This window comes from Streptomyces sp. NBC_00286 (assembly GCF_036173125.1).
GTDB lineage: Bacteria > Actinomycetota > Actinomycetes > Streptomycetales > Streptomycetaceae > Streptomyces.
Map to the genome: position 1 here is coordinate 6,729,862 of NZ_CP108054.1, position 18,375 is coordinate 6,748,236.

The window sequence follows — 18,375 nt, forward strand, 5'->3', positions numbered from 1 at the left end:
CGGGCTCCGGACAGGCGGACTCCGGGCATACGGGCTCCGGACAGGCGGACTCCGGACTCACAGACTTCGGACGCACAGACTCCGGCGATACGTCCCCTTCCGTGAGCCCCCTACGGGTCGGGCTGCTCGTCTCGCGTGCTCAGACGGCCGCCCGGTCCGGTGAACTGGACGAAGCGCTACGGCTGTTGAAGTCTGCCGCCGATCCCGCCGTAGGCGGCCACCGGGACGTACTCGACCTGTTGGCCCGCGTGCACGCCCAGCGCGGCGAGCTGACGGAGGCGGCAGCACACTGGCATCGCATACAGGAGCGGCACCCGGAGGATCCGGCAGCGGCAGCCGGTCTCGCCCGGATCGAACGGCTCGGCCGCGCCGGCCCACGGGCGGCGCTCGCCCGGCACCGCACCCGTACCGCCCTGGCCGCCGCGGTGTGCGCGGTGGCCGCCATCACGGCGGGAACCGTCGCGCTCACCGACGCCACCACCGACCGCCAACCGGCACGACACAGCGCCGCACCAGCCGCACAGACGGACCAGATGGACCAGACGGACCAGACGGACCAAACAGAACAGGCGGAACGCATCGCCCAACGCATCGCAGCCGATCGCGAGGCGGAGCTGGCGCGGCAGCGAGCACGCGAGCAGGCCCGCAAATCCGGGGCGGCCGACACCCTGGCCCGAGCGCTACGGGCCCCAGGCCTGCGCCCCGTCGCACACGGAGACTCCGTCGAAGTCGCCTTCACCGAGGGCCTGTTCGCCGAAGGCGACCGGCTCACCCCCACCGGCGCCAGCCAACTCACCGTCCTGGGCAACCGCCTGACCGACCGCCAGGCCCGCATCGAAATCCACGGCCACGCCGCCACCGTCCCGGGCGCCCCCCGAAGCGGCGGCTCCGTCCTAGCCCTGTGGCGTGCCCTCGTGGCCGCACGCGAACTCAGCGCCGCCAGCGGCAAACCTCTCACCGCGTTCACCACCACCAGCGCGGACCAGCAGGACGCCCCGTACGACGACGCCACCCGAAACCGAACGGTAACCGTGGTGATCACACCTGAGTAGCGACCCGGAGGAGAGTGGTACGAACAGGGCCCGGACCGATCACAGGCAGCCGCCGACTGGCTAGACTCGCACCCTCTGTGGCACGTGATCGCGCCACGTACGGGCCATGCCGTTCCCGAAGGGTTTCGACGCTTGATAGCCATCGAAGAGGTCAGCAAGCGGTACGCCGACGGCACGGTGGCCGTCGATCGCCTGTCCCTTGATATTCCGAACCACTCCATCACCGTGCTGGTCGGGCCTTCGGGGTGCGGCAAGACCACCACACTCCGCATGATCAACCGCATGATCGAGCCCAGCAGCGGCACGATCCGGGTGAACGGCGAGGACGTCCAGCGTCAGCCGGTCAACGCCCTGCGCCGGTCCATGGGTTACGTCATCCAGAACGCCGGCCTCTTCCAGCACCGCACCATCCTCGACAACATCGCCACGGTGCCCCGGCTGCTGGGCTGGTCCAAGCAGCGCGCCCGCGCCCGCGCGGCCGAGCTGATGGAACGCGTCGGACTCGACAAGGACATGGCCCGCCGCTACCCGTACCAGCTTTCCGGCGGCCAGCAGCAGCGGGTCGGCGTGGCCCGTGCGCTGGCCGCGGACCCGCCGATCCTGCTGATGGACGAGCCGTTCTCGGCGGTCGACCCGGTCGTCCGCCGGGGGTTGCAGGAGGAGTTGCTGCGCATCCAGGGTGAGCTCGGCAAGGCGATCGTGTTCGTCACGCACGACATGGACGAGGCCATCACGATCGGCGACCGGATCGCCGTACTGCGCAAGGGTGGCCGGCTCGCCCAGTTCGCGGCGCCGGACGAGCTGTTGGCGTCGCCCGCCGACGAGTTCGTGGAGGAGTTCCTGGGCGGCGACCGGGGCATCCGCGGACTGTCGTTCCTGTCCACGCGCGACCTCGAACTCGACCGTTCCCGGGTCTTCCCGATCGACGCCGACCGGCGGCGGATCGCGCAGGCGACGAGCGCTCAACCCGCCGATGCCCAGCCGGTTCTCGTCACCGACATCGACGACAAGCCCCTCGGCTGGACCGACCCCATGGCCTGGAACGGCGAGGCCAGGACCCTGGCGCCGTACGGGCAGAGCTTCGAGATCGGCCGGGACTCCCTGCGGGTCGCCCTGGACCGGGCGGTCCTTTCGCCCACCGGTCACGCGGTCGCCGTGGACGGGTCGGGACGCGTGCTGGGCATCGCCGGTCAGGAGACGATCGCCGCGGCGATCCGCGCCGCCAGGCAGCGGCACGCCGCCACATCGCCTCAGGGCACGGACTACCCGCAGGACCCGCCCCCGGTGAAGGCGGCCCGATGAACGGCTTCTTCGACATCCCGAGCGACCTCCAGAGCAGCTATCTCGGCCTGATCTCCACGCACTTGCAAGAGGCCCTGATCCCGGTGCTGGTCGGGTTCCTGCTGTCGCTGCCGATCGGTCTGCTGTGCGTCCGCGTCCGCTGGCTCTACCCGCCGGTGCTGTGGACCACCACGGTGATCTACGCGATCCCGTCGCTGGCCTTCTTCGTCGTGCTCATCGACTACACCGGGCTGAGCAAGCTCACGGTGATGATCCCGCTGTGCCTCTACAGCCTGGTCGTCCTCGTCCCCTCGGTCGTCGACGGCATCCGGTCGGTTCCCGAGGAGACGAACGCCGCCGCCCAGGCCATGGGCATCGGCCTCGTACGCCGCTATTTCCAGGTCCAACTGCCCATCGCCGTACCCGCGATCATCGCCGGACTGCGGGTGGCCGCGGCCTCCAGCATCAGCCTGGTCAGCGTCGGCGCGCTGATCGGCAACCAGGGCGCGCTCGGCAATCTGCTGACCACCGCGTTGCTCTACCAGCGCCCCGTCCTGGCCCTGAACTCGGTGGTCACCACCGCCGTACTCGCCGTGCTGGTCGACGCCCTGCTCGTCCTCGCGCGCCGCCTCCTCACCCCCTGGCTGCCGCCGTCCGACAGCAAGGCCAGGCGCACGGCGCTGCGTACCGCCGCGGGCCCCACGGCGCCGGACCCGTCCACAACGGCGGGCGCCGCCCGCGCAGGAGAGCGCGTCTCGTGAACGTACTGAACTTCATCGAAGCCTTCTTCAGCGACAGCGCCCAGTGGAAGGGCTACGACGGCATCCCGCAGCGCGTGTGGGAACACATCCAGTACTCCGCCGCCGCGCTCGCGATCGCCGCGGCCATCGGCCTGCCGATCGGTCTGATCACCGGGCACACCGGCCGTGGCGGCAACGCGATGGCGTTCGTGGCGGCGTCGGCCCGCGCCCTGCCGACGTTCGGGCTGCTGGTGCTGATGTTCGTGTGGCTCGGGCTGAGCGTGCTGCCCGTGATGATCCCGCTGGTGGTGCTGGCGATCCCGCCGATCCTCATCACCACCTACGAGGCGGTGCGCACCGTGGATCCCTCGCCCGTGGACGCCGCCCGCGGAATGGGCATGTCGCAGTCGCAGATCCTGTTCCAGGTGGAGGTGCCGGCCGCGCTGCCGCTGATCTTCAGCGGGCTGCGTTCGGCGGCGATCCAGATCGTCTCCACGGCGACGATCGCGGCGTACGTCTCTCTGGGCGGCGTCGGCCGGTACATCGTGGACGGCCTCTACCAGCGGGACTACGAGAAGGTCGTCGGTGGCGCCACGCTCACCGCGGCCCTCGCCCTGCTCGTCCTCGTGGTGTTCTGGGCGGCGGGCCGGACGGCGGTGTCCCCGGGGGTCCGCAGGCGCGGCACGGCCTGACCTGACTGGGCGGTTACCCGCCGGGTCACCGCCCGGTCACCGCCGTTCGGCGGTTTCCAGGGCGTGTTCCAGGACGACGAGCAGCGCGTCCCGGACCGAGCCGCGTTCGCGGGCGTCGAACACGGTGACCGGGACATGGTCGCCGACGTCGAGGGCCCACCGTACGTCGGTCAGGTCGTGCTCGACCTTGCCGTCGAAGGCGTTGACGGCCACCGCGAAAGGGATCTGCCGGTGCTCGAAGTAGTCGACGGCCGCGTAGCAGTCATCGAGGCGGCGGGTGTCGACGATGACGAGGCCGCCCAGCGCGCCGTCCACCAGGTCGTCCCACATGAAGCCGAACCGCTCCTGGCCGGGCGTCCCGAACAGATAGAGCTTCAGCGTCGGGTCGAGCGTGACGCAGCCGAAGTCCATGGCGACGGTGGTCGTCATCTTCTCCGGGGTGTGCGAGAGGTCGTCGATGCCGGCCGCGACCGAGGTGATGGACGCCTCGGTGGTCAGCGGCTCGATCTCGGAGATGGCGCCGACCGTGGTCGTCTTGCCCACGCCGAAGCCGCCCGCGATGACCATCTTCACCGGCAGCGGCGGCCGAGTCTCCTGGGTCTCATCGTTCACGGACCCGCCCCCGGGAGTCGGGGATGTCTCGAAGACCATCGATAACCCTTCGCAATACAGAGGTGTCGCGGGCGGAACCGTCCTGCGGCGCGTACAAGGCCAGTTGGCCGTCCGCGCGCAGATCGTCGGCGAGCACCCGGATCACATTGAGATGCATCCGCAGTTTCGCCGCGATCTCCGCCAGCGACTGCGGCTGGCGGCAGATCATGATGATGTCGCGGTGCTGGTCGAAGGCGAATGCGTCCAGCGTGGCCAGACCCACGTCGGTCGCGACCACCTGTGTCTCTATCGGAATCGGCGGTACGAGGCTGTCGCCGCCGGCGATCCGCCCCGCCGTCAGCAGGAACGGCCGGATCAGAGGCGCGGGAGGCTCCGCACCCCACACGGAGTCGTCGGCGGCAGGTGGCTCACCGGCCGTCATCACGTTCCCCCTTCACCTTCACGGGCGCCACGGTCGGGCAAGCCCCAGGCCGTTCGTCACCCGGCGGGCGCGATCCCCACGGTGTTCTTCAGCTCCATGACCAGCTGCGGGCTCAGCGCGGCACCGGCGCGATTGGCGAAGAGGGTCATCTCGTACGCGATGTTGCCGAGCTTCGCCTCCTTGGACGCGACCACCCCGAGTACCGCTCCCGCGCCGAGCGCCGACACCAGGACGTGGCCTTCCTCGAGGTCGATGATGACCTTGTTGAGGCCGCCGAGTCCGTAGTTGCCGGACGCACCCATGGCGAGGCTGGTGATACCGGAGACGATCGCCGCGAGCCGTTCCGAGTCCGCCTGGCCGCGCAGTTGGGACACCGCGATCAGCAGCCCGTCGGAGGAAACACCGATCACGTCGACAACCCCGGCGGTCTCGGTGGCGAAGCGGTTCAGCAGCCAGTTGAAATCGGCGGCGGCTGCCTTCACATCCGTCACCGGCCCCACGGCCCCGGATTGCGTTCCACCTGTCCACATCATCACTTGCTCAAGCCTTCCGGGAATGGGGATCTGTAGGTCTCGGGTCGGTAGGTGTGTACGCGGAGTTGGGCCGCGTCTCTTCGGCGGCCTCGCGCTGGGCCCGCTGTACGGCGGCCTCGAACTCGTCGATCTCGGACCGCGCCGCCTCCGGGTCTACGGGCTGCCAGGCGGATGGCCGCTGGGTTGTCGGCGCCCGCTTGGGCTGGCGGCTGGAGGCGGTGGTGGCACCCAGAGTCGCCCCACGCACCCGGCGCCGCAGGGGGCCTGGAGCGTCGGGCCGCGACGGGGCCGTACCGGAGGATCCGCCGTTGCCGCCACCGCGAGCGCCGCTGCCGCTGGCACCGCCGCCGCCACTGACAACGCCGGCGCTGCCGCCGCGTCCGGCCGCCTCGTGAGGGCCAACTCCCGTACTGGATGGGGGCCTTGGCGAGAGCCCGCCCCGCCTGGGCAGCGGGGGAGTGCCGGGGCCGTACGGCGTGTGGCCCATGGCTTCCGGGCGTCCGCGCATGCTCTCCGCCGTGGCGTCCTGGCGTCCGCGCATGCTCTCCGCCGTGGCGTCCTGGCGTCCGCGCATGCTCTCCGCCGTGGCGTCCTGGCGTCCGCGCATGCCGTCCGCCGTGGCGTCCTGGCGTCCGCGCATGCCCTCAGCCGTCGTGTCCTGGCGTCCCCGCACGCTCTCCGCCGTGGCCTCCAGGCGGCGCGCATGACCCGCGGACCGGGGCTCGACCGGAGACGAGGGCTGGGCCGGCGCCTGCTCAACCCGCGTACGCGCCGGGACTCGGCGAGGCAGCGACGAGCGGCCGGGCGCCGCCTCCACCATCGCGGGACGCGGTTCGGACTGGCCCGAGCGGCGGGCCGGCGGCAGGATCTGCGCGGGCCGGGCCGGGGGCGCCGTCGGGTCGGTGGTCAGCAGGTGCTCCGCGGGAACCGCCACGGTGGCGGTGACTCCGCCGCCCGGAGTGCGGGACAGTACGACCTCGATGCCCCAGCGCCGGGACAGACCGCCGACCACGAACAGGCCCAGGACCTCCGTCGGCGCCAGGTCGAGCCGTTCGCGGCGGATCAGCCGGGCGTTCTCCTCGTCCAGCCGCTCGGTGCTCATGCCGAGCCCGTGGTCGATGATCTCGACGACGGCGCCTCCGGAACCCATCCGGGGCCGCAGGACCACCTCGACGCTGGTGTGCGCGGGGGAGAACGTCACCGCGTTCTCCAGCAGTTCGGCGAGCATCAGCGTCAGATCGCCGACGATGTCGGGGGCGACGGTGACATCGCCCTCGGCGTGCGGAGTGACGCGCTGATAGCCCTCGATCTGGCCGAGCGCGGCCCGGGCGATGTTGCTGAGCCGCATGGGCCCGGTGTTCAGGCCCGTCTCACGGATTCCGGCGAGCAGCATCAGGCTGTCGGCGTTGCGCTGGAGTCGTACGGCGATGTGGTCGATGCGGTAGAGCCGGTCCAGTACCTCCGGGTCGGTCTCGCCGCGTTCCACCGAGTCGATCAGCGAGAGTTGGCGGGCCGTCAGGTTGCTGACGCGGCGGCCGACGTTGCCGAACATCTCGGCGATGTTGCGACGGCTGACGACCTGGCGTTCCAACAGGGCGGTCGCGGTGACCTGAACCTGGTTGAAGGCTTCGGCGAGTTCGCCGATCTCGTCGCGTACGGGCACGGGTACGGCTTCCAGACGCGGCGGGCTCGCGTCATCGGCGTCGTCGTCCGCGACCCGCGCCAACTCGGTCTCGGCCGCGGCGGCCACGTGCTGGGCGGCACCGGTGAGGCTCCGTACGACTCGTACCACGGAGCGGCGGACCAGTACGGAGAACAGCAGCCAGGCCCCGAAGGCGATCAGCGTGCCGGCGACCAGCCAGGACACCTGCCACCAGGCGGCGTTCGACGCGGACTGGGTGTCGTCGGCGATCTGGCCGATGAGGGACTGGGTGATCTTCAGCCGGTTCTGCGCCTGCCGCTCGTAGGTGGGCTCGGCCTGCAGGGCCTCGCCGAGGGCCCTGCGCAGCTGGGTCGCGTTCTCGGCGACCAGCGCGCCGGGGTCGACCTGGAGCCCGACGTAGTGCTGGTCGATGACGCTCTGGTACGGGCTCTGCGCGATCCCGGCCAGTTCGGCGCCCTGCTTCTGGCTGGCGTACCCGGTGAACCGCTCGGCCTGGTAGGTGTACTGCTCGAGGTCGCCGACGGCGGCGGTGAACTGGATGAGAGCGTTCGGGTCCCGGGTGCGGGCGGCGAACACGCTGGTCTCGAAGGAGGCGTGGGCGGTGTCGGCCCGCAGCAGCGCGTCGAGCAGGTTGCCCGCGGACGAGGAGGACTCGGCGCCCTCACCGAGGTCGAGTCCGCTGATCAGGCCCTCGATCACCGATGCGTACGCGGGGTCGATGTTGTCGGCGGGGATGGGGCCCTTCTCCACGGTCTGCCGGAGGCTGTCCAGGCCCTCCAGTTCCTGCAGCGCCTGGGCCTCGCCCTCCGGAAGGCTGTCCCCGTAGGTCTCCCGGACCTTCCCTATCTGGGAGTTCACCTTCTGCTGCGCCTGGAGATACACGGAGGTGTCGGGCGCGCCCTCCTCGGGACCCGCGGCCTCATAGCGCAGGGAGACGAGCAGGGCCTGCCGGTGCTCGGTCTGCACGGCGTCGATCAGCCGGGTCACCTGCGCGCTGTCGCGCACGAGTTCAGCGGTGGAGGCGGCCGAACGGGCCTGGTCGACCTGGGCGTAGACGACGTAGGCGAGGATCGCCGAGACGACCGCAAGCGGAACGATCACCAGAACGTTCAGTTTACGCCGGAAGGGCCAGCGGTCGAGGAGGGGCGTCGTCGGGCCGGTGCGGGGAGCCTCGGGGGATTGCTCCCGGGCAACCTTTCTGTGCGCGGGCACCGAACCTCCTTGCTTCTTGCGTCACATGGGAAACCCGCTGTCCGAAAGTCATGGGTTGCAGGGTCGCGACAGCGCGCTTCGACCGACAAGTGGAACCAGGTGGAACAGGACCCCCGACGCGGCCAACACTAGCGGCTGGCGGAACAGTACGGCCATGATCAACCAAAAACTGGCACGAAGATATGCCGCTTTCGATCCCATATTGACCTCGTTGTGCATACGGGACGAAGCCGTCCGGTGTCCTTCGGTGATCTATTCGTGCCTTGACGGCTTGTGAGAGGGGTCGCTTGGATCGTCGCGACGCCGCAACTACGGCCGCATTGCTCGCAACGCCTTCACCGCCCACGCCCCCGCAAGTCTGGATGACGAACGTGACCATCGCACGAAGCACCAGAAAATCCGCAACGTACGCCGTATCCCTGCTGGTTGTGGCCACGGCCGCGCTGGCGGGATGTGGTTCCTCCGACGACTCCTCCGGCAGCTCCGACCCCTTGCAGGAGGACGAAGCCAAGGGCGGGACCGTCGTGGTCGGTTCCAACAACTTCCCCGAGAGCATCCTGCTCGCCGACATCTACGGCGAGGCCCTCAAGTCCAAGGGCATCAAGGTCAGTTACAAACTGAACATCGGCAGCCGTGAAACGACCTACGGTCTGATCAAGAACGGCACGATCACGGTATTGCCCGAGTACAACGGGGCGCTGCTGTCCTACCTGAACAAGGACGCGCACCCGACGTCGTCCGAGGAGACCAACAAGGCCATCGGGTCCGAACTCGATTCCAAGCTCACGCTGTTGGAGTCTTCGGAGGCCCAGGACAAGGACGCCGTCGCGGTCAACGAGGCCACGGCCAAGAAGTACAAGCTGACGGACAAGTCGACGCTCGCCGACCTCGCCGAATTGGCGCCTGAGCTGGTCATCGGCGGTTCGCCGGAGTTCCAGACCCGGCACCACGGGCTGCCGGGCCTGAAGGAGGACTACGGGCTCGAATTCAAGTCCTTCAAGGCGCTGGACGCGGGCGGTCCGCTGACGGCGGCGGCGCTCAAGGGCAACAACATTCAGGCCGGGAACATCTTCACGACCGACCCCGGTATCGAACAGAACAAGTTCCTCATCCTTCAGGACCCGAAGAACCTCTTCGGGTTCCAGAACGTAACTCCGTTGGCATTCAAGAGCGATCTCCCGGCGGAGGGCGTTTCCGCGCTCAACGCCGTATCGGAGAAGCTCGACACGGAAACCCTGATCAGCCTCAACGGCGAGGTGCAGAACGACAAGAAGGACCCGCTGGAGGTGGCCAAGACCTGGCTGTCCTCGAACGGACTGACCTGACGGCTGCGGGGCCGGGTGGGCGAGCCTCCGCCCACCCGGCACCCCTTCCCGCCCGGCTAACCCTCCCGCCTCTCCTTTAGCCTGTCGCCCATGAACGCACCGGGGGACGTGATCGACGGCCGGTTCGAGCTGATGGACCGGCTCGGCAGCGGCGGGATGGGAACGGTGTGGCGGGCGCGCGACAGCGTTCTGCACCGGGAGGTCGCCCTCAAGGCCGTACGGGCGGACGCGGCGACGTCGGACGCCATGCGGGAGCGGGTGCTGCGGGAGGCGCGGGCGCTCGCCCGGCTCAGCCATTCGAACGTGGTGACCATCCACCACATCGTGGACCAGGACCCGCACCCCTGGCTCGTGATGGAGCTGGTGAGCGGCATCTCGCTCCAACAGCGCCTCGACAACGGCCCGTTGCTCCCCGTCGAGGCCGCCCGCATCGGCCGCCAGGTGCTCGCCGCCCTGCGCGCCGCGGACGCCGCCGGCATCCAGCACCGCGACGTCAAGCCCGCCAACATCCTCCTGCGCCCCGACGGCACCGCCGTACTCACCGACTTCGGCATCGCGGCCCTCCAGGGCTCGACCTCCCTGACGGCCACCGGCGAACTCATCGGCTCCCCCGAGTACATCGCCCCCGAACGGATCCGCGGCAACGACGACGACCCGGCGTCCGACCTCTGGTCCCTGGGCCTCGTCCTGTATGTCTGCGTCGAGGGCGTCAGCCCACTGCGCCGCGGCACCACGCTCGCCACCCTCGCCGCGGTGCTCGACGACCCCGTACCGCCGCCGGTGCGCTCCGGCCCCCTCGCGCCCGTACTCCAGGCCCTGCTCGTACGGGACCCGGCGGCACGCCCCGCCCCGGCAGACCTCGACGCGATGCTCGCGCAGGTGGAGCAGGGCGCGGCCCCGCACTGGGCGCAGCCCACGCTGACGACGACGGGACCGCCGGCCCCGGACCCGGTGCCGCACCCGCTCACCCAGGTCGACACCCCGCGGCCGATGCCGCCGCACCTCCAGTACCACCAGGCGCCCAGCCGCACCCGCTCCCGCAGCCGTACGTCGATCGTCGTCGCGGTCATCGCGATCGCCCTCGCGGTCACCGCCGCCACCGCCTTCGCCCTCATGCTCGGCGACAAGACCGACAAGGAGGCCCGCGGCGGTACGTCCCCCACACCGGTGACGCAGCCGACGCGCCAGACCCCCGAGCCGAACCGGCAGACGACCCCCGCACCGACCCCGACCCCCACCCCAACCCCGTCAAAGCCGAAGCAGACCACCCGCCCGCCCGCCGCCCCCAACAAGGGCGACCGCTGGATCGCCCAGCTCTTCTCCGAGCCCGTCAGCGCGGGCACGGCCGCCCGAGACCAACGGCTCGCCAAGATCCGCCAGACCGTCCCCGAGGCCGTCTACGTCCGCAGCGACAACTTCGCCTCCCTGCGCCCCGGCTTCTGGGTCATCTACGCCCCGGGCCCCTTCGCCGACGGCCGAGCCGCCCTGAACTTCTGCCGAGACCGAGGCCGCACCAGCGCGAACACCTGCATGGGCCGCTACCTGAGCAAGAACGCCGCGGACTTCGCCCTGCAATGCCGCCCACCGGCCGCCGCCCCGACGGGCCGCTGCACTCGCCCTTGATCAGGCCCAGCAGCGAAAGCGCAGGTCAGGGACCCTTGACGATACGGGTTTCCCCCGAGGGGTGGCGGTCGGGCAAGATGGGGTGTATCTGCCCACTGCCGATTTCAAGCGTCCGGACGGTTTCTCTTGGCTGAGTACATTTACACCATGCGCAAGGCGCGCAAGGCGCACGGCGACAAGGTGATTCTCGACGACGTCACCCTGAGCTTCCTGCCTGGCGCGAAGATCGGTGTCCTCGGCCCGAACGGTGCCGGTAAGTCGACCGTCCTCAAGATCATGGCCGGCCTTGAGCAGCCGTCGAACGGTGACGCGTTCCTGGCGCCCGGTTACACCGTCGGCATCCTGCTGCAGGAGCCCCCGCTGAGCGAGGACAAGACCGTCCTGGAGAACGTCCAGGAGGGTGTCGCCTCGATCAAGGGCAAGCTCGACCGGTTCAACGAGATCGCCGAGCAGATGGCGACCGACTACTCGGACGCACTGCTCGACGAGATGGGCAAGCTCCAGGAGGAGCTCGACCACGCCAACGCATGGGACCTGGACGCCCAGCTCGAGCAGGCCATGGACGCCTTGGGCTGCCCGCCCGGCGACTGGCCCGTCACCAACCTCTCCGGTGGTGAGAAGCGCCGCGTCGCGCTCTGCAAGCTGCTGCTCGAGCAGCCCGACCTGCTGCTCCTCGACGAGCCCACCAACCACCTCGACGCCGAGTCCGTGAACTGGCTGGAGCAGCACCTCGCCAAGTACCCGGGCACCGTCGTCGCCGTCACCCACGACCGGTACTTCCTCGACAACGTCGCCGGATGGATCTGCGAGGTCGACCGCGGCCGCCTCCACGGCTACGAGGGCAACTACTCGCAGTACCTGGAGACCAAGCAGGCCCGTCTCAAGGTCGAGGGTGCCAAGGATGCCAAGCGGCAGAAGCGTCTGAAGGAAGAGCTCGAGTGGGTCCGTTCCAACGCCAAGGGGCGGCAGGCCAAGTCCAAGGCGCGTCTTGCCCGTTACGAGGAGATGGCCGCCGAGGCGGACAAGATGCGGAAGCTGGACTTCGAGGAGATCCAGATCCCGCCGGGGCCGCGGCTTGGCAACGTGGTCGTCGAGGTCAACAACCTCAGCAAGGGCTTCGGCGAGAAGCTCCTCATCGACGACCTCTCCTTCACGCTGCCGCGTAACGGCATCGTCGGCGTCATCGGCCCGAACGGCGCCGGCAAGACCACGCTGTTCAAGATGATCCAGGGCATCGAGGAGCCGGACTCCGGTGCCATCAAGGTCGGCGACACCGTCAAGATCAGCTACGTCGACCAGACCCGCGCGAACATCGACCCCAAGAAGACGCTGTGGGCCGTCGTCTCCGACGAACTGGACTACATCAACGTCGGCCAGGTCGAGATGCCGTCCCGCGCGTACGTCTCCGCCTTCGGCTTCAAGGGCCCCGACCAGCAGAAGCCGGCCGGCGTGCTCTCCGGCGGTGAGCGCAACCGCCTCAACCTCGCGCTCACCCTCAAGCAGGGCGGCAACCTGCTGCTCCTCGACGAGCCGACCAACGACCTGGACGTCGAGACGCTGTCCAGCCTCGAGAACGCGCTGCTGGAGTTCCCCGGCTGCGCCGTGGTCGTCTCCCACGACCGCTGGTTCCTCGACCGGGTGGCGACGCACATCCTCGCCTACGAGGGCGACTCCAAGTGGTTCTGGTTCGAGGGCAACTTCGAGTCGTACGAGAAGAACAAGATCGAACGGCTCGGCCCGGACGCCGCGCGTCCGCACCGCGCCACCTACAAGAAGCTGACTCGGGGCTGATCTTGCGGCACATCTACCGCTGCCCGCTGCGCTGGGCGGACATGGACGCGTACGGCCACATCAACAACGTGGTCTTCCTCCGCTACCTGGAGGAAGCCCGTATCGACTTCCTGTTCCGCCCGGACAAGGATTTCCAGCAGGGGTCCGTGGTGGCACGCCATGAGATCGACTACAAGCAGCAGCTCGTCCACCGGCACACGCCGGTGGACATCGAGCTGTGGGTCACGGAGATCCGGGCGGCGTCGTTCACCATCACGTACGAGGTGAAGGACCCGGACCAGGTGTATGTCCGGGCCTCGACGGTGATCGTGCCGTTCGACTTCGAGGCGCAGCGACCGCGCCGGATCACCGCCGAGGAGCGCTCCTTCCTCGAGGAGTACACGGAGTCCACCGAAGACGACGAAGACCCCTCGGAGGCAGTCGCCGCATGACGGCCCTGCACCTCGCCGACGCCGGGGAGGCGGCGGACCTCGCCGCCTTCCTCGCCCGGCTGATCCACTACGACCGCGCGGCAGCCGTGCGGTTGCAAGGATCGGGGACGGCGCTCGCCGTCTTCGGCCGCCCCCCGTCGTTCGAGGTCCTCGCCATCCGTACGGCACGACTGGCCAAGCCGTACGAGAACGGTCTCGACGTCTCCCTAGACGTGACCGTCTCCGCCGGCGAACTCCTGGAATCCATCGACGAGCCGGCCGCCACGGCCGTCGTCCCCACCGCCGTCACCGGGCCGCCCTGGGCAGGCGTCCTGCCCCCGCGCAGCGGCTGGCGCCCGGAGCCGGGGCTGCCCCCGCTGGAAACGGTGCGGTCGATGGTCGCCTCGGCGGTAGCCGAATTCCGTTCCCGCACGGGCGAGTTGGAGCCTGAGCGCCGTACCCGCACCGAGCTGGACCGGATCGGCCGGGAGATCTGGTCCCGCCCGATCGCCGACACCGACCTCCCGGTGCGGGCGGCACACGCGGCCCAGTCACTGGGCTTCCTACGGCCGGCCCGCCCGGCCACACCGGAAGAGCCCGCCCTGGCACTGCTGTCCTCGGGCGCGTGGCTGAGATTGCGCACGCCGTACGGCTCGATCGCGGTACGCAGGGCGGGACTTGGGGCGCTGGACGTCAGCGTCCGCTGATAAGAACGGCAGGTGGTACGCGCCCCTTCAGAGGCGCGGGGCTGTGTCGATTTGCGGCTCCGCCGCGCGGGCGCGACCAGCCTTCACTGACGTGATGTTGTGAGCGGGGGTTGAGTGGGGGCGCCCCTTTAAAGAACCTGCGGCTGGCCGCGCCCGGAGAAGCCCGCACCCCCATGGCCCCGCGGCCGCCCACGGCGGCGAGGGGACGGGGCGGGGGTGTGCGCCCGCAGCGGCCGGCGCGCCAACACCGGCACCCTCTACCAGCCGACAGCAACGCGCGCCGGTCCGAGGACGGACACCCCCGTCGCGGCCCCGCACCCACCACCCACCCAAGGGGCGCGGGGCTGTGACATATGCGGCTCCGCCGCGTGGGCGCGACCAGCCCCCACCGGACCCGCAGATGGTCACTGCCCCTCCAGCGGAGCGGCCCCGTCGGGGCGGACCGCGATGTGATCCGGCTCCAGCTCGAGCGCAACCCGGTCGCGCATCCCGAGCGCCTCCGTGTACTCGGCCGGAAGCTGCAGCCGCCCCGCCCGGTCGAGCATGGCGTACTCGCGGGCCACCACCCTCTCGTCGCCGGTCGCGGCATCGACCTCCGTGCGGCGCAGCACCTCCGTGGAGGTGCGCCCGTCGCGGATCGCGACCGTACGGCGCACCTCACCGGCCACCGCCTGGTCATGGGTGACGATGACGATGGTGGTGCCGAGGCGCTCGTTCGCCGTACGGAACGCGGCGAAGATCTGCTCCGCGGTGTGCGAGTCGAGCTCACCGGTGGGCTCGTCCGCGAGGAGCACGGCGGGCGAGTTGGCCAGCGCCACGGCGATGGCGACACGCTGCTGCTGTCCGCCGGACAACTGGTGCGGATGGCGGGCCCGACAGTCGGCGATGCCGAGCAACTCCAGGAGTTCCAGGGCACGTTCGGCCTTCGCCCGGCGGCTACGGATGCCGCCGCGGGTGCCGCACAGCTGCATGGGCAGGGCGACGTTCTGCGCGGCGGTCAGATAGGGGAGGAGATTGCGGGCGGTCTGCTGCCAAACGAAGCCGACTGTCTCGCGCCGGTAGCGGAGGCGGTCCTTCGCGTTCATGGTCAGCAGATCGTGGTCGGCGACCCGGGCGGCGCCCGCCGTGGGGGTGTCGAGGCCGGCCAGGATGTTCATCAGGGTCGACTTACCGCTGCCGGACGCCCCCACCAGGGCCATCAACTCGCCCTCGCGGACCAGCAGATCGAGCCCCTGGAGCGCCTGCACCTCCACACCGTCCGTGGAGAAGACCCGGACCAGCCGGTCACAGGTGATCAGCGCATCATGGCCGTACGCGGGCCGGTCCCGGCGGTCGGCGGCGCGCTGAGCCAGATCGGCGAAGGTCGGATTCGTAGCCGTCATCGGGCGACTCCTACGGTCGTGATCGTGGCCGTCATCAGATGACTCCTGCGGTCGTGGCCATAGCCATAGCCATAGCCGTAGCCGTCATTGAGCAACCCCGGATGATCGTGGTCGTCATCGCGCATCCCCCGCCCGGAGTTCCGTGACCGACCCCTTCCGCCCCGTCCACCACGCCTGAACCGCCGCGATACCCGTCGCGAGGAGGAGCACGGCCAGCGCGGGAAGCAACAGGGACGCCGGGTCGGTACGCAACGGGGCGGTGCCCCCTGCGGTCGCGCCGCCGGACGTGGCGAGCGCGATCGTGGTCAGGTCCACGCCCGGCGCCAGGAGCCGGACGGCCGCCCATCCGGTCAGCGCGCCGCCCGCCGCCGCGAGCAGAGCCCCCGGCAGCGCTTCCAGTACGAGCAGCCGGCGGCCCTGGCTACGGGTGAGGCCCATGGTGCGCAACCGTGCCAGCAGGGCGGCGCGCTCCGGAGCGGCCCGGACCAGGGCCAACAGCAGCGCGAGTACGGCATATCCGGCGCCCGCCGCCACCGCCGCCGCATAGACGCGCTCGGCGCCGGACTGGAGCGGGGAGTCCACGTACCGCTCCCGCTCCTCCGACCGCAGCCGTACGTCCGTGCCGGCACCCTCGGCTTTGTGCAGCGCGCCCGCGTCGAGGTGGTCGCCGGTCAGCAGCAGAGCGGTCGGCCGCGCGGCCTCGGCGCTGAGACCGGAGCGGTCCACGACCAGGAACTCGGTGCCGGTCACGGCCGGCGTCAGCTCCCGTACAAGAGCGATCCGGACGGTGACCTCGCTGCCGTCCTCCAGCCGTACGGGATGGGGCCGGGTGCCGTACCGCTCGGCGACGGAGGGAGAGGCGAGGGCGGGAAGAACCCGCTGCCCCGAGCGGCTCAACTCGCCCCCGGGAAACGCCCCGAGCCCCGTCCGCCCCGCCAGCCTCGCGTACTCCTCCGGCTCCACCCCCGCGAGCGGCACCGTCACCGGGCCGCCCTCCGGCTTCGCCTGGTACGCGATGCTCAGTGCCGTGACCTCGTCCGCGCCGGACGTCGAGCGGATCTCCTCGGGCAGGTCGGCGGGCAGCGGACCGATGGCTTCGACGCGGGCGTCCGCACCGAGGGCGAGGACCGCCGCCCGGTCCCGCGCGTCCGCGACGCCCGCCAGCACGGAACCCCCGAACGCGGCCGTGGTCAACGCGGTCAGCAGCGCCAGCAGCGGTAGCACCGTGGAGACGGAGGTGCGGCCCGCGCGCGCCAGCGAGAGATGGCCGACCGCACCACGCAGCCGGGCCGCGGGACGGGCAAGGCGGCGCAGCGGGAACGGGTAGATCCGGACCAGCACGAGCGCGGCGATGACGCCGATCAACACCGGGGCCAGCGCCACCAGTTGATCGCCGGACGCCGCCCCGCGCCGCCGCAGCGCGAACACCGCGGCCGACGCCAGAACGAGCAGGGTGACCTCGGCGACCGTACGGCGGCGTGAGGGACGTATGGACGTCAGGTCCTCACGGGCGCCGTGGACCCGTACGGCACGGTGGGCGGCCGCGGCGCGCAGCGGGAGCACGACGCAGGCGAGCAGGGTGACCGCGACGGCGGCCGTCACGGCGTACGAGAGACGGCCGTACGGGACGGCGAGCAGGGCAGCCGTCAGGCCGAGCGCGCCCGCCGGAACCGCGACCACGGCCGTCTCGGCGAGCAGCCGCCCCATGACGCCGCGCAGGGAACCGCCGCGGGCGCGGAGCAGGGCGAGTTCGGTGCGGCGGCGGTCGGCGGCGAGGCCACCCGCCATGAGCAGGACGATCGCCGCGACCGTGCCGGTGCCGAAAACGGCCACGGCGACGAGGGGGGAGATGCCGGAGCGGAGCTCGGCGTACGAGGTCAGGATGTCGTCGAGGTCGGTGGCTACATCGGCCTCCGGGTCGGTGAAGTTGCGGACTTTCAGCAGATCAGGGCCGGATTCGAGCGCGGCGACGGCGCTGCTGAGCCGGGACAGATCGCGCGCCGTCAGGCTGGCGGGGTGGGGGGCGAGCTGCCAGTAGCGCACCGGGTTTCCGGGTGTGCCGAGGAGGGCGGGGGCCGCTTCCGGGGCCAGCAGCAGGGCGCCCAGCCAGAACGTCTGCTCGTTGCCGATCGAGCCGGGGACCCGGGAGAGGGAGGGGCGGCGCAGCAGCGGCTGGGTCGTCCAGTACGGGCCTTCCGGATCGCGCGGGGCGACGATGCCGGTGATACGGACGGCCAGCGGGGCGCGCTCCACACCGGGTACGTGGATCACCGAACCCGCCTTGATCCGCAACTTCGCGGCGGTCTCCGTGGTGACCGCGGCCTCCACCTCGGCCGTCGCGGCGGTCACCTTGCCGTCGGTGCGCGGGAAGCGTCCCTCGCGCAGCTTGGAGTGGTCGGCGAGGCCGTTTGGCGCGGCGAGCGACATCTGCGCGGGCAGCCCGCTCGGCCGCGGCAGCCAGCGCTCGGGCGCCTCGAGCGGTTCGGCGTTGCGGACGCCGTACGTGGACTGGTCACGGTCGGGGACGAGGGGTGCCCGGACCAAGTCCAGCAGTTGCGCGTACTGCTCGCTCAGCTTGTCCGGGCGCAGCGCCGACTCCCGTTCCCCCTGCGAGATGGGGCCCCACGGCTGCGGTGCGGACAGCTCTACGGAGCTCGACTGGGCCGTCGCCTGTTCGACGGCGTGGCGCAGACCCTCGTCCTCGTAACGGTCGACCGCGCGCGGGAAGACGGCGGCCAGCGAGGCGGTCAGCGCGACGAGCAGAGCCAGGGCGACGGCGGCACCGGGTGCGGCACGCAGGCGGGTACGGGTCCAGGGGGCGACCGTGTGGCGAGGCGCGGCCTTGTCATGAGGCGTCGTGTTGCGAGACGAGGCCTTGTCATGAGGTGCAGCCTCGTCCTGAGGTGTGACCGAGTCACGAGGTGCGGGCAC

General features: G+C 70.7%; 14 protein-coding genes. 8 read left to right on the forward strand and 6 right to left on the reverse strand.

All coding sequences use genetic code 11. From position 1 onward, the window contains the following. Positions 1 to 1,184: 1,184 nt before the first annotated feature. The 3 genes from OHT21_RS30650 to OHT21_RS30660 are packed head-to-tail and all read left to right on the forward strand — an operon-like array spanning position 1,185 to position 3,765. Positions 1,185 to 2,354, forward strand: a complete 1,170-nt coding sequence (locus OHT21_RS30650) for an ABC transporter ATP-binding protein (protein ID WP_328771506.1) — start codon at positions 1,185 to 1,187, stop codon at positions 2,352 to 2,354. Continuing rightward, a complete protein-coding gene (locus tag OHT21_RS30655) occupies positions 2,351 to 3,094 on the forward strand; it encodes an ABC transporter permease (protein ID WP_328771507.1) in 744 nt (247 codons plus the stop codon). Before OHT21_RS30650 ends, OHT21_RS30655 begins: the two co-directional genes overlap by 4 nt. After that, on the forward strand, positions 3,091 to 3,765 hold the full coding sequence (locus OHT21_RS30660; RefSeq protein WP_328771508.1) for an ABC transporter permease: 675 nt from the start codon (positions 3,091 to 3,093) through the stop codon (positions 3,763 to 3,765). The genes OHT21_RS30655 and OHT21_RS30660 overlap by 4 nt, the downstream gene beginning before the upstream one ends. A 36-nt stretch (positions 3,766 to 3,801) precedes the next feature. Here OHT21_RS30660 and OHT21_RS30665 read toward each other — a convergent pair whose 3' ends face one another. The 4 genes from OHT21_RS30665 to OHT21_RS30680 are packed head-to-tail and all read right to left on the reverse strand — an operon-like array spanning position 3,802 to position 8,206. Continuing rightward, positions 3,802 to 4,332 (reverse strand): GTP-binding protein, encoded by a 531-nt coding sequence (locus OHT21_RS30665; RefSeq protein ID WP_328774282.1) that lies wholly within the window; start codon positions 4,330 to 4,332, stop codon positions 3,802 to 3,804. Positions 4,333 to 4,366: 34 nt separating this feature from the next. Continuing rightward, positions 4,367 to 4,798, reverse strand: a complete 432-nt coding sequence (locus OHT21_RS30670) for a DUF742 domain-containing protein (RefSeq protein ID WP_328771509.1) — start codon at positions 4,796 to 4,798, stop codon at positions 4,367 to 4,369. Positions 4,799 to 4,854: 56 nt separating this feature from the next. Beyond that, entirely contained in the window at positions 4,855 to 5,331 is a 477-nt protein-coding gene (locus tag OHT21_RS30675) for a roadblock/LC7 domain-containing protein (RefSeq protein WP_328771510.1), read from the reverse strand. 7 nt (positions 5,332 to 5,338) lie between these two features. Beyond that, the gene (locus OHT21_RS30680) at positions 5,339 to 8,206 is read right to left on the reverse strand and encodes a sensor histidine kinase (RefSeq protein WP_328771511.1); all 2,868 of its coding nucleotides are present in this window, start codon (positions 8,204 to 8,206) and stop codon (positions 5,339 to 5,341) included. A gap of 362 nt (positions 8,207 to 8,568) precedes the next feature. On the opposite strand from OHT21_RS30680, the gene OHT21_RS30685 reads away from it, so the two are divergent. From OHT21_RS30685 to OHT21_RS30705, 5 genes are all read left to right on the forward strand, one after another. Further along, complete coding sequence (locus OHT21_RS30685) at positions 8,569 to 9,531, forward strand: ABC transporter substrate-binding protein (RefSeq protein WP_328771512.1); 963 nt, start codon at positions 8,569 to 8,571, stop codon at positions 9,529 to 9,531. Between the two features lie 90 nt (positions 9,532 to 9,621). Continuing rightward, complete coding sequence (locus tag OHT21_RS30690) at positions 9,622 to 11,154, forward strand: serine/threonine-protein kinase (protein WP_328771513.1); 1,533 nt, start codon at positions 9,622 to 9,624, stop codon at positions 11,152 to 11,154. Between the two features lie 126 nt (positions 11,155 to 11,280). Further along, positions 11,281 to 12,945 carry an energy-dependent translational throttle protein EttA gene (gene ettA, locus OHT21_RS30695; RefSeq protein WP_328771514.1) on the forward strand — a complete coding sequence of 555 codons (1,665 nt, stop codon included), beginning with the start codon at positions 11,281 to 11,283 and terminating at the stop codon, positions 12,943 to 12,945. Positions 12,946 to 12,947: 2 nt separating this feature from the next. Further along, positions 12,948 to 13,376, forward strand: coding sequence for an acyl-CoA thioesterase (locus OHT21_RS30700; protein WP_328771515.1), 429 nt, complete (start codon positions 12,948 to 12,950; stop codon positions 13,374 to 13,376). After that, positions 13,373 to 14,062 (forward strand): hypothetical protein, encoded by a 690-nt coding sequence (locus tag OHT21_RS30705; protein ID WP_328771516.1) that lies wholly within the window; start codon positions 13,373 to 13,375, stop codon positions 14,060 to 14,062. The genes OHT21_RS30700 and OHT21_RS30705 overlap by 4 nt, the downstream gene beginning before the upstream one ends. A 404-nt stretch (positions 14,063 to 14,466) precedes the next feature. Here the strand turns inward: OHT21_RS30705 and OHT21_RS30710 are convergent, their stop codons facing one another. Next, the gene (locus OHT21_RS30710) at positions 14,467 to 15,444 is read right to left on the reverse strand and encodes an ATP-binding cassette domain-containing protein (RefSeq protein ID WP_328771517.1); all 978 of its coding nucleotides are present in this window, start codon (positions 15,442 to 15,444) and stop codon (positions 14,467 to 14,469) included. A gap of 114 nt (positions 15,445 to 15,558) precedes the next feature. After that, a complete protein-coding gene (locus OHT21_RS30715; RefSeq protein ID WP_443050453.1) occupies positions 15,559 to 18,375 on the reverse strand; it encodes an FtsX-like permease family protein in 2,817 nt (938 codons plus the stop codon).